Here is a 12193-nt window from a genome sequence, read left to right on the forward strand (position 1 = left end):
CGCGGGCCCCGCTGACCTGGACAGCGCGGGGCCCGCGCCGGGCGCGTTGCGTTCGGCGCGTGGTGCTCCCTGTTCGCTTCGGACGCCGGCGTCCGCCGAGCGGTCAACAGGGAAGCAGTGATGCCCGTTGAGTATTGATGGATGCGAAAAGGGTGTTGGACCTGCATGACTCGCGGCTCGTAGCGTCGTATCCACCGATCGGCACCCCACCCCACGACCAGACAGCGGAGACCACGGATGACGTCCTTCAGCCCGTCGGAGCTCGCCCAGCGCATCGGCTCGGGCCTGCTCTCCTTCCCCGTCACCCACTTCGACGCCGACGACCTCTCCTTCGCCGATGGCGCCTACCGCGACAACATCGAGCGGCTGGCGAAGTACGAGGTCGGCGGGTTGTTCGCGGCAGGCGGCACCGGCGAGTTCTTCTCGTTGACCGCCGCCGAGACCGAGCAGGTGGTGACCGCGGCCGTCCAGGCGGCCCCCGAAGGGACGCCCATCCTCGCCCCGGCCGGCTACGGCACGCGCACCGCCGTGGAGTACGCCAGGGCCGCCGAGCGCACCGGAGCCGACGGCATCCTGCTCTTCCCGCCCTACCTCACCGAGGCCGGGCAGGAGGGCCTCGCCCGGCATGTGGCCGCCGTCTGCCGCGAGACCTCCCTCGGCGTCATCGTCTACGGCCGCGCCAACGCCACGTACACCGATGAAACCCTCGCCCGCCTCGCCGACGAGTGCCCCAACCTCATCGGCTACAAGGACGGCACCGGCGACATCGACGCCATGACCCGCATCTACACCCGGCTCGGCGACCGCCTCACCTACGTGGGCGGCCTGCCCACCGCGGAGACCTACGCCCTGCCGTACCTCGAACTCGGCGTCACCACCTACTCCTCGGCCATCTTCAACTTCCTCCCCGACTTCGCCCTGGAGTTCTACGCCGCCGTCCGCGGCCGCGACCACGACACCGTGCGCACCCTGCTCAGGGACTTCGTCCTGCCGTACACCGAGATCCGCAACCGCAGGGCGGGGTACGCGGTGAGCATCGTCAAGGCCGGCATGACCGCCACGGGGAACGGCGCCGGTCCCGTACGGCCCCCGCTGACCGACCTGGCGGAGGCCGAACTCGCGGAGCTGACCGAGCTGATCGGGAAGCTGCCGGCCACCGCCGCCTGACGCTGCATCACATCGCACCGCACCCGTACGCGCACCCGTACAGAAGGACGATCCCAGGTGACCGCAACACCTCCCCCTCCGCACGAACTCCAGCCCCGGGGCACGATGTTCATCGGCGCCGACGCCGTCGCCGGCACCGGTACGGGCATCCGGTCCCGCAACCCGGAGACCGGCGAGGAACTCGACCCCGCCTACCCCACGGCCTCCCCCGCCGACATCGAGCGGGCCTGCCGGCTCGCCGAGGAAGCCTTCGACGCCTACCGCGCCGTCCACCCCCGGGACCGCGCCCGGTTCCTGGAGCGCATCGCCCATCACCTCACCCTGGCCGGTGACGCGCTCGTCGAGCGCGCCCGGCGCGAAACCGGCCTGTCCGCCGCCCGGCTCGCCGGAGAGGTGGTCCGCACCACCGGCCAGCTGCGGATGTTCGCCGAGGTGCTCGGCGAGGGCAGCTGGCACGGCGCCCGTATCGATCCCGCGCAGCCCGACCGCAGCCCGCAGCCCCGCGTCGACATCCGGCAGCGCCGCATCCCGCTGGGCCCCGTAGCCGTGTTCGGCGCCGGCAACTTCCCGCTCGCCTTCTCCGTCCTCGGCGGCGACACCGCGTCGGCCCTGGCCGCCGGCTGCCCCGTCGTCGTCAAGGCGCACGAGGCGCACCTCGGCACCTCCGAGCTGGCCGCCCGCGCCATCCGTGCCGCCGTCGCCGACACCGGCCTGCCCGAGGGGGTCTTCTCGCTGCTCATCGGCGCGGGACACGACACCGGGACCCGGCTCGTGACCGACCCCCGCATCCAAGCCGTCGGCTTCACCGGCTCCCGTACGGCGGGCCATGCACTGGTGCGGGCCGCCGCCGAGCGCCCCGTTCCCATCCCGGTGTACGCCGAGATGAGCAGCGTCAACCCGGTCGTCCTCCTGCCCGGCGCGCTCGCCGAACGCCCGGAGGAACTCGCCGACGCCTTCACCGAATCGCTCGTGCTGGGCGCGGGCCAGTTCTGCACCAACCCCGGCCTCGTGATCGCCGTCGAGGGCGACGGTCTCGACGCCTTCGCGGCACGGGCGGCCGGCACCATCGACGGCAACGCCGGCGGCACCATGCTCACGCCCGGCATCGCGGAGTCCTACCGGCGGGAGACGGCGGCGGTGGGCGCCCGGCCGGGCGTCCAGGTCCTGGCCCGCGGCGCGCAGCCGCCCACCGCGAGCGGCGGCCGCTCCCTGCTCATGGCCGTGGACGGTGACGACTTCCGCGCCGACCCCGAGTTGCAGCGCGAGATGTTCGGCGCGGCCTCGCTGCTCATCCGCTGCCGCGACCTGAAGCACGTCACCGATGTCCTCGAAGCGCTGGAGGGCCAGCTCACGGCCACCGTGCACACCGCCGACGCCGATCTCGACGAGGCGCGCGCACTGCTGCCGGTCCTCGAACGCCGGGCCGGGCGCGTGTTGTTCAACGGCTGGCCCACCGGCGTGGAGGTCGGTCACGCCATGGTCCACGGCGGACCGTACCCGGCCACCTCCGACGCCCGCACCACCTCCGTCGGCTCCCTGGCCATCGAGCGCTTCCTGCGCCCCGTCGCCTACCAGAACGTCCCCGACGGTCTCCTCCCGCCGCCCCTCCAGGACGCCAACCCGTACGGCATCCCCCGCCGCATCGACGGCCGGCTCGACCTCGGCTGACGCCCGGTCCCACTAACGGCAGTCGATCCGGGCACCGCCCGCCCCCGCGACCGGTCGGGGGCGGGCACGCGGGCTGCGCAGGCCCGTCGGTACGGCGTGATTGCCTGCTGAACGCCGCCGTTGCGCTGCTGCACGCTCGGGGGGGGAGCTCTACCGGGGCGCGCGGGCCGTGCCGCGCGAGCCACGACAGCGATCGCGCCACCGGGGGAACCATGGCCGTCGAACCGCAGCAGCAGGAGACCCCGCTGGGGCCTGCGGGACGCGCTGACCAAGTCCGCCGACGTGTGCCGCCGGCTGACCAGCGCTCCCACCGACAACCTGCTCGACCAGCTCGTGGAACACGCCGCCGAGCGTGCCGTGTTGCGGGTACTGCCGACCACCCCGCCGGAAACCGGCACGCTGACGCAGCTGGGTGCGGTCCGGAAGCTCGGTGACGAGACCGGCGCGACCGTCCCGGCGCGCACGGACGCCTGCGTGCCGCCCCCCTGGACGTGCGCATCGCCGAGCTCCTGCGCGACGCCGGCACCGACCTCGCCGACCTCGCCGACCGGTACCAGGTTCTGCGGGCCGAGATCAGTACCTCCGGACTCGCCTTCGCCCAGGCCAAGCTCGAGCTGGCGCTCGCCTTCCATCACGCGGTCCGCGACGACCAGGAGGGGACCGCCGCCGGCATCGGCCGGCTGCGCGAGCTCACCCGCGAGCGGTGGTTTGCGCTGGTCACCGCTCGGCGCGCGCACATGCGGACCCTGCAATAGCCCCAGTCGTCACGCAGATCTCGTGCGACACAGTGGGCGCAAATTGCAACAGCTACCCACAGTGTCGAGACGACCGTCGCGTCGCCAGAGGTGTCGAGCACGGCGAGGGTGGCGTCGGGGAGCATGCTGTCCGACGCCGGAGCGTGGGCAACAACTCGCGCATCGCAGCAGCCCTGATCAGGACCAGGGCCGCTGCACGGGCTTCTGGGCAAAGAGTTTCTCAATTAGTCGCACAAGTACGGGCGTTCAGGGTTGGCGGTTCATCTGGAATCCGACCCTCCTGTGTGACATTGGCGACTCCCCCAAGGGGAACTGGCACTCCGTTCCGCACGTACCGGAGAGAGTTGCTGCAGCTAAGAGACCCATCGCGCAGCACAGTTGACGATCCATGTATGGGGCAGTCGCTCAACGGGGCACGCAGTGCCGCGCTCCCCGTGCCGCAAGGGGGAGTTGGGGGCACCACGGATTACGCAGCGTGGGGGTACTCTGCTCTGCAATCAGTCACCCCAGGGGCTCGCGAACACTCGTGCCTCCCCGGGGAGTCCACGAAGGTTGTGGGCCCACCCGCCGACCTGCGAAATCCGCAGGTCGCACGGATAGGGGTGATGGATCCCGATGGCCGAGGAAGTTGATGAGCCGGAGGGGCACTGCCGCTGCTGCAGCAAGCGGATGCCGCCGCACCGAAGGGCGGCCCGCTGGCTGGGGCCGGTGCTCTACGTGATCTACAAGATCACGTGGGACCACTGGTCGCTGTAACGCGAAGAGCCCCGACCTAACGGTCGGGGCCGCGCTGCAGACGGAGTGCTGAGGGAGGGCCTCACCAGGATGCTTCGCGGGCGTCAGGTGGGGCCTTCCGCATATTCCGAATGCGGTTACCGCCGCGTATGCAAGAAAAAGACCGCCATTGTGGCGACGATCACACTCGGCTGCGACGATGCCCCCATCTTGCCTTGCACTGCTTCGGTTGTGCACCGTCTGGCCACATGTTGATCTGCCCCCTTCGGCCCGGCTTATACGGCAACACCCCAGGTTGGCAGCCCTTTGATCACCCCTGAGTGACACACTTCACAACCCCCAAGGGTGACTGGAAGCACACCCGCGCGGCCGAATTTAGGGGGGATTTGCTGGTGAAGACTGCACGCAAACGGACAGAACCGACCGCACGGCAGCGCGCGGGGGCACTGTACCCGCCCCCACTGACAATCGCCGGTCACCGACCACGGCTTCGTCGGCAGGGCGACAGTCTCCGGCCGCCTCGGCGGTGCATCGCGGCCATGACGCAAGCCCTGGATGCGCAAAGCCACCAAAGCGACAGTGCCGCGCTCGGTCACACCGGCAACTTCGGCATCGCTCCCAGTGGACTGATGGGCCGTCTTTTCGGCGACTCGTCGTAGTCCACAGAGGACCTGACGATCCCAAGAGACTTGGCTTCCTGCGCGACATCACCGTCGTCATCGCCACTCTCTGGGCCGCCGTACCTTCCAGCGGGGCTGACTCAGCGCGTCGACGGTCCTGACCCCCAGTCAGGAAAGTCAGCGTTGAGTCAGCATTGGGTCAGCATTGGTCCGCCCAGAGATGCTGCGACCTGCTTCGGGCGATCCCCCGCGTCGCCCGAAGCAGGCGGCTTGACCGGATACCGCCTCGGGTCGGGGCGGGTGTCCGGCGACTCGCTGAGTATATTGGCTGAGAGCCAGTCAACGCAGGAGTTACAGCATGTCCCCCCGCAGCGCATCGGTCAACGAAGAATTGCGGCGGCGTTCCCGGGAACGGCTGCTGCAGGCGACGGTCGAGCTGGTGGACGAGCGGGGGTACGAAGCGACGACGCTGGGGGACATCGCGGAGCGGGCCGGGTCGGCGCGTGGCCTGATCTCGTACTACTTCCCGAGTAAGCGGCAGCTCCTGCAGTCCGCCGTGCACCGGCTGATGCATCTGTCGCTGGAGGCCGGGCTGCGTCGGGAGCCGTATCCGGACGGGCCGGACGCCGGGCGGGAGTTGCTGGCCCGGGCGATCGACGCGATCCTGGGGCTGGCCCGGGACCGGCCCAAGCTGATGCGGACGCACATGGCGGGCATCCTGACCGCCGAGGGGTTCATCCAGTGCCCCGAGCAGCAGCGGCTCGCGCAGCTGCTGCGGGACACGGTCGTGGCGTACGGCTCGGCCGACCCCGACACCGACTATCCGCTGCTGCGCGCACTGCTCATGGGTGCGGTGGTCGCCGTACTGCTGCCGGGCGCGCCGATGCCGGTCACCCGGCTGCGCGGCGAGCTGTTCCAGCGGTACGGGCTGGACTGGGAGTTCGGCGCCCCGCCGGACGGTGAGCGAGAACCGTCCGGCGGGATGTTGCCGATGGAACAGACGGAGCAGACGGAACAGACACGACAGATGGGTCAGACGGGGCAGGTAGAGCAGCAGCCGGCGTTGGCGACGCCGGGTCAGCAGTAACCAGGCCCCGCCCAGCGGTGGCCGGGCCCCGTCAGCGGTAGTCGGGCCCCGTCAGCGGTAGTCGGGCTGGGTTTGGACGTTCAGTTCGGGGAGGTGGACCGAGCGCGCGCTGTCGGTGCGGCGGTCGTCGATCTTCAGGACGTCGAAGCCCTTGGCCATGTCGTTGGAGTAGATGTGGCCGTTGTAGTAGTACGCGGACCAGGAGCCACCGCCGACGAGGGTGTCGGCGGAGAGCGGGCCGCGCTCGAAGTAGCCGATCTCCTTGGGCGCGGTGGAGTCGGTGAAGTCCCAGATGGACACGCCGCCCTGGTACCACGCCTGCACCATGATGTCGCGGCCCTTGACCGGGATCAGTGAGCCGTTGTGCGCGACGCAGTTCTCGGTGTCGGCCTGGTGGCGCGGGATCTTGTAGTAGCCGCGGAAGACCAGCTTGCGGTCGTCGCCCTTGCCGGTGATGTCGTAGATGCCGTCGGCACCGCGGGTCGGGCCGGTCTTCTCGTTGCAGGTGGCCGCTCCGCCGCCGCCCAGTTCGTCGGTGAAGACGACCTTCTTGCCGCTCTCGTTGAACGTGGCGGAGTGCCAGAACGCGAAGTTCACGTTGTCCTGGACCCGGTCGATGACCTTGGGCGCCGCGGGGTTCTTGATGTCGAGCAGGATGCCGTCACCCATGCACGCGCCGGCCGCCAGCTTCAGCTTCGGGAAGGTGGTGAGGTCGTGGCAGCCCGTGGTCTTCGAGACGCCGGGGTTGTCGGGGCCGCCCGGGTTGCCGCCGTCGGGGAAGAGCACCGGGAAGTCGACGACCGCGGCCTTCTCGGGGGCCGAGCGCGGCACCTTGATGACGGAGATCCCGTCGTGCGGGGGTTTGCAGTCGGGGAACGTCTCGCTGGGCGAGTACGACGACACGTAGATGTAGACGTTCTTGCCGTCGGGCGCCAGGGTGTGGGTGTGCGAGCCGCACGCGGTCTCGACGGCGGCGACGTACTCGGGGTTTTCCTTGTCGCTGATGTCGAAGACCTTCATGCCCTCCCAGGAGGACTTCTCGGTCGCTGGCTGCGTGGTGCTGCTGCAGGAGTCGTCGCTGCGCGAGGAGTCCGTGGACAGGAAGAGCAGGTCGCCGGAGACCGACACGTCGTTCTGCGAGCCGGGACAGAGGACCTGGCTCACGGTACGGGGTGCGCTGGGCCGGGATATGTCGTAGATCGCGAAGCCGTCGTAGTTGCCGGCGAACGCGTACTTCCCCTGGAAGGCGAGGTCCGAATTGGTGCTCTTCAGCGCCGTCTTGGGGAGGTTGGCGAGGTGCCGGACGTTGTCGCTGTGGACGATCTCGTCCACGCCGGGGATCTCGCCGTTCGCCATGGCCGCCTTGGTGTCGGCCCGCTGACCGCTGCTCACTTCCTTGTGTACGGACGGGGTGTCGCCCGGGTCCGGGGTGGCGGCGGCCGGTCCGGCCGCGAACAGCGAGGCGACCAGGCCGCACGCGGCCACGGCCGCGCGGAGGTGCCCGCGGCGCCCGAGGACCCGGCGTGCGAGGGGCCGGCGTGCGAGGGGCCGACGTGCGAGTGGTCTTCGTACGGCGGAGCTGTCGGTGGGTCTGTCGGTGGGTCTGTCGGTGGGGATGTCGGTGAGCTTGACGGTGGAGCTGTCGGTGGGTCTGTGCGTCGATGACGTCACAGCGTCCTCCCTTGAGTCCGTCCGAGTGAGTCCGTCCGGGATGGGAACGGTTGTTCTGGGTCTGGGTTTGACCCTGGGTAGTATCGCGCTGCTCATGTACATCTCAATAGAGGGCAATGAAGATGTCATGCGTGGGCAACGAACCGGCCGGTCGAGGACAGGAGTTCCCGTGAAGCGTTCCAGGAGACCCGCCGCCGGGATCGTCGCGGCCGTCGCCGCCGCGGTCCTCGGACTGAGCGGGTGTTCGGCGGGTGGCGGCCGGGCGGACGCGGCCGCCGGTGACGCCGGGCAGCAGGTCATCGCGCCCGGGAAGCCCGGCGAACCGGCCCGCACGCTCTCCGCCGACGAGGCGCGCAAGGAAATCGGCGACGACTCGCCGAACTCCGCCGACTTCGGATACGTCCGGATGATGATCGAGCACCACGCGCAGGCCCTGGTGATGACCGAACTCGCCGGTAAACACGCCGAGTCGACGACGGTGCGGCGGATCGCCGACCGGATCGACGCCGCCCAGCGGCCCGAGATCGACGCGATGAAGGGCTGGTTGACGACCCACGGCGGCGACAAGGGGCAGGACGGTCATGGCCAGCACGGCAGCCATGGCGAACACAGCAGCCAGGGCGAGCACGGCAGCCAGGGTGAGCAGAGCAGTCATGGCGAACACGGCGCGGAGCACGCCGCCATGCCCGGTATGGCGACCGACGCCCAGCTCGGGCGGCTGCGCGCGGCCCGTGGCGAGCGCTTCGACGCGCTCTTCCTGAAGCTGATGATCACCCACCACCAGGGCGCGGTGACCATGGCCACGGATGTGCTGTCCGAAGGCAACAACGTCCGCGTGGAGGAGATGGCGACCGACGTCATCGCCCAGCAGACGGCCGAGATCGAGCGGATGCGGAAGGCGGCGCCGTAGGGCCTGTCGTCCCGTGCGGCGGGCGGGGCGGCGCAGGGCGCGTGTTTCGGATCATTCCCGTGGCGTTTTGCGCCACACCAGGGGGCACATCCGCGCGGCACACTCCCCTCACCCGCACGGCGGTGCGATCCTGGAGACATCCCGCGAAAGGGGCCTCCCAGTGCTTCGTGTCGCAGTGATCGGTTCGGGACCGAGCGGGGTCTACACCGCTCAGGCTCTCGTTCAGCAAGAGGCCGTCCCGGACGTCGAGGTGTACGTCCTGGACCGGCTGCCATGCCCGTACGGACTCGTGCGGTACGGCGTGGCGCCCGACCACGAGAAGATCAAGACCCTGCAGCGCACGCTCCGGACCGTGCTCGAACACCCACGGGTCCATTTCCTGGGCCACGTGGACGTCGGCACGGGCGGGCTCGACCACGCCGAGCTGCGCCGCATCTTCCACGCGGTGGTGTACTGCGTGGGCGCCGCCACCGACCGGCGGCTCGGCATCCCGGGCGAGGAGCTGCCGGGCAGCCGCTCCGCCACGGAGTTCGTGTCCTGGTACAGCGCGCACCCGGACGCGGCGGCGGCCGGCGGCTTCGCGCTCGGCAGGTCGTCCGCCGTGGTCATCGGCATGGGCAACGTCGCCGTCGACGTGGCGCGCATTCTCGCCCGCGCGGCCGGCGACCTGGTGCCGACGGACGTGCCGCAGCCCGCCCTGGAGGCGCTCGCCGGCAGTGGTGTGCGCGACGTCTGGATGGTGGGGCGGCGCGGCCCCACGCAGGCGAAGTTCACCACGAAGGAGCTGCGGGAGCTGGGTGCGCTGCCCGGCGCCGACGTGGTCGTACGCCCCGATGAGCTGGCGATGGATCCGGCGTGCGGCGCGGACCCGGGCGCGCTGCCGGCCGTGGTGCGGCGCAACGTCGACGTGCTGCGGGAGTGGGCGCAGCGGCCCGCATCGCCGCCGGACGGCCCACGGCGCCGCATTCACCTGCGGTTCTACCTGCGCCCCACCGAGCTGGTCGGCGATGCGCGGGACGGTGTGCGGGCCGTGCGGTTCGAGCGGACCGCGCCGGACGGGCAGGGCGGGGTGCGCGGCACCGGGGAGTACGAGGACATCGAGGCGGGGCTGGTGCTGCGCTCGGTGGGGTACCGCGGAGTGGCGCAGCCGGGGCTGCCGTTCGACGCGGCGACGGGGACGGTACCGAACGCGGAGGGGCGGGTGCTGCGGGACGGCACACCGTGCGCGGGCGAGTACGTCGCCGGGTGGATCAAGCGCGGGCCGACCGGCGTGATCGGCACGAACCGGCCGTGCGCGAAGCAGACGGTGGGCTCGCTGCTCGCCGACGCGCCGGGGCTGGCCGGGCAGGAGCTGCCGGCGAACCCGGTGGCGGCGCTGCGGCTGGCCGGGCAGCGGCCGGTGCCGTGGCCGGGCTGGCTGGGCATCGAGGCGGCGGAGGCGGCGCTGGGCCAGGAGCTGGGGCGTTCGACGGTCAAGATCCCGGACTGGGAGGGCTTGCTGGAGGCGGCGCGGGCGGGGAAGTGAGGACGGCCCCCAGCGGCTGCCCCGCTACAGCCTGCCCGCCGGGCCCCGTCACCCTCTCCCCGTCGGGAACCCCGCGCTGACCGCAAACCCGCCGTCGCCCGTCGGATGCGCGGCGAACGTGCCGCCGAGCAGCAGCGCGCGCTCCCGCAGGCCCAGCAGGCCGTGGCCGCCCTCTGGCAGCGCCGACTCCCCGGGTGCCGCGGCCGGGCCGTTGCGCACGTCCACGGTCAGCCACTCCCCCGCCGTACGGTTGTCCGTCACGTCCACGGTGACCCGGACATCCGCGCCGGGCGCGTGCTTGCGTACGTTCGTCAGCGCTTCCTGGACGGTCCGGTAGGCGGCGCGTTCGACCGCTTCGGGCCAGCCGCGCGCTGCCGCGTTGTCTCCACCGAACGTGGCGTCCCCGCCGAGCGCGCCGTCGAGGTCCAGGGCCACCCGCAGGCCGCTCTCCGCCGCCAGCCGGGGCAGGTCGGCCAGGCGGGGCTGCGGGGCGAGCCCGGCGCCCGTACCGCCGCCGGAGCGCAGCGCCCCGACCATGTGCCGCAGCTCCTCCAGGGTCTTCGCGGCGAGGTCGCGCACGGTGCCGGCGCGCTCCCGGGAGGCGTCGTCCCCGCAGGTCATCTGCAGCGCCCCGGCCTGCAGGCTGATCAGGCTCACCTGGTGCGCGACGACGTCGTGCATCTCGCGCGCGAGCCGGGCCCGCTCGGTGGTCACCGCCCGCTCGGCCCGCAGCTCCGCCTCCCGGTGGCGGCTCTCGGTGAGGTCCCGGACGCGCTCCCGCAGCTGGGTCCGCGCCCGCGCCCAGCGCCCGAACACGGCGGCGCCGGCGCCGAGGACGCAGGAGTCGAGCAGGTCCAGGAGGCTCTGGCGGTCCGCGGTGGGGGTGTAGTCGCCGAGGGGGTACGGGAGGTAGTGCACGAGGGCCAGGGCCGCGGCCCCCGCCACGACGAGGGCGGTGCCGGCGCGCCGGGCCGCGAGCGTGCAGAGGGCGATCATCGGGGCGAACCAGATGTACCCGATGTACATGCCCAGCAGCGTGACCACGAGGGCCACTTCGGGGCAGCGGCGCCGGAGCGGCAGGACGAGGGCGGACGCGAGCGAGGTCCACAGGCCGAGGCCCGGCCGCACGCCGTGGACCAGGAAGGCGTCCACCAGCCCGAGGGCCACGGGGAGCGTCGGTGCGAGGACGCCGCGTACCGGTAGCGGACGGCGGGGCAGCCGGGCGACGGCGGTCGCGCCGGCCGGACCGACGTCCGTACCGTCGTGCACGGCCGGGGCGCCGGCCGGCTTGGCGGCCGTGCCGTCGTTCACCGCCGCGCGTCCCCGTACGCCCCGTTCACCCCGTACGCCCGGTCCGCCTCGCCCAGCCGCACCAGTCCCGCCCGGTCGGCGATCACCGCGGCCTGTACGCGGTTGAGTCCGCCCAGCTTTCCGAGCAGCGCGCTGACGTGGTCCTTGACCGTGCCGTGCGCCAAGTGCAGGCGCAGCGCGATCTCGCCGTTCGGCAGGCCCTCGCCGACCAGCGCGAGCACCTGGCGCTCGCGGTCGGTGAGGCCGCCGACGCTGCGGGCCGCGGCCGCGTCCGGCTTGCCGCCGAGGTAACCGCCGATCACGGCCGGGGTGACGCCGGGCGCGAGCACCCGGCCGCCGTCGGCCAGTACGCGTACGGCGTGCACGAGTTGTTCGGGCGCGGTGTCCTTCAGGAGGAAGCCGGCGGCCCCGTCGTGCAGCGCGGCGCCGAGGTACTCCTCGCCGTCGAAGGTGGTCAGCATGGCGGTCTTCGGGGGCTGCGGCAGGTCGCGCAGCCCGCGCAGGATGGTCAGGCCGTCCACGTCCGGCATCCGGATGTCCAGCAGCAGCACGTCCGGGCGGTGGGCCAGCAGCGTGGCCCGCGCCTCGGCGCCGCCGCAGTCGGCGACCACCTCGATGTCGGGCGCGGAGCCGAGGATCAGCCGCAGCCCGGAACGCACCAGTTCCTCGTCGTCGACGACCACGACCCGAATCACCCGAGCTCCTCGTTCCCGCTGCCGGCCGCCGGTCCCGGAGGTCCGCGCG

10 protein-coding genes are annotated in these 12193 nt (G+C 71.8%); 7 read left to right on the forward strand and 3 right to left on the reverse strand.

The features are described from left to right. Nucleotides 1-237: 237 nt before the first annotated feature. From kdgD to ABT381_RS03435, 5 genes are all read left to right on the forward strand, one after another. Nucleotides 238-1167, forward strand: a complete 930-nt coding sequence (gene kdgD / locus ABT381_RS03415) for a 5-dehydro-4-deoxyglucarate dehydratase (RefSeq protein ID WP_351587115.1) — start codon at nt 238-240, stop codon at nt 1165-1167. Nucleotides 1168-1224: 57 nt separating this feature from the next. Continuing rightward, nucleotides 1225-2835: an aldehyde dehydrogenase (NADP(+)) gene (locus tag ABT381_RS03420; protein WP_351587117.1), complete on the forward strand. Its 1611-nt coding sequence runs from the start codon at nt 1225-1227 to the stop codon at nt 2833-2835. A gap of 491 nt (nt 2836-3326) precedes the next feature. Further along, nucleotides 3327-3590 carry a hypothetical protein gene (locus tag ABT381_RS03425; RefSeq protein WP_351587119.1) on the forward strand — a complete coding sequence of 88 codons (264 nt, stop codon included), beginning with the start codon at nt 3327-3329 and terminating at the stop codon, nt 3588-3590. 615 nt (nt 3591-4205) lie between these two features. Further along, nucleotides 4206-4346, forward strand: coding sequence for a hypothetical protein (locus ABT381_RS03430; RefSeq protein WP_351587121.1), 141 nt, complete (start codon nt 4206-4208; stop codon nt 4344-4346). 957 nt (nt 4347-5303) lie between these two features. Further along, nucleotides 5304-6032, forward strand: coding sequence for a TetR/AcrR family transcriptional regulator (locus ABT381_RS03435; protein WP_351587123.1), 729 nt, complete (start codon nt 5304-5306; stop codon nt 6030-6032). Between the two features lie 51 nt (nt 6033-6083). On the opposite strand, the gene ABT381_RS03440 is transcribed toward ABT381_RS03435, so the two are convergent. Beyond that, nucleotides 6084-7517, reverse strand: a complete 1434-nt coding sequence (locus tag ABT381_RS03440; protein WP_351587291.1) for an LVIVD repeat-containing protein — start codon at nt 7515-7517, stop codon at nt 6084-6086. 313 nt (nt 7518-7830) lie between these two features. Between ABT381_RS03440 and ABT381_RS03445 the strand changes: the two genes are divergently transcribed. Together ABT381_RS03445 and ABT381_RS03450 are read left to right on the forward strand one after the other, a co-directional pair. Continuing rightward, nucleotides 7831-8613 carry a DUF305 domain-containing protein gene (locus ABT381_RS03445; protein ID WP_351587125.1) on the forward strand — a complete coding sequence of 261 codons (783 nt, stop codon included), beginning with the start codon at nt 7831-7833 and terminating at the stop codon, nt 8611-8613. A 160-nt stretch (nt 8614-8773) separates the two neighbouring features. Next, complete coding sequence (locus ABT381_RS03450) at nt 8774-10138, forward strand: FAD-dependent oxidoreductase (protein WP_351587127.1); 1365 nt, start codon at nt 8774-8776, stop codon at nt 10136-10138. Nucleotides 10139-10186: 48 nt separating this feature from the next. Here the strand turns inward: ABT381_RS03450 and ABT381_RS03455 are convergent, their stop codons facing one another. Both ABT381_RS03455 and ABT381_RS03460 read right to left on the reverse strand, forming a co-directional pair. Next, nucleotides 10187-11449 (reverse strand): sensor histidine kinase, encoded by a 1263-nt coding sequence (locus ABT381_RS03455; protein ID WP_351587129.1) that lies wholly within the window; start codon nt 11447-11449, stop codon nt 10187-10189. After that, nucleotides 11446-12144 (reverse strand): response regulator, encoded by a 699-nt coding sequence (locus tag ABT381_RS03460; protein WP_351587131.1) that lies wholly within the window; start codon nt 12142-12144, stop codon nt 11446-11448. Before ABT381_RS03460 ends, ABT381_RS03455 begins: the two co-directional genes overlap by 4 nt. Between the last annotated feature and the right edge of the window lie 49 nt (nt 12145-12193).

This window comes from Streptomyces sp. NPDC000151 (assembly GCF_040301705.1).
Classification (GTDB): domain Bacteria; phylum Actinomycetota; class Actinomycetes; order Streptomycetales; family Streptomycetaceae; genus Streptomyces.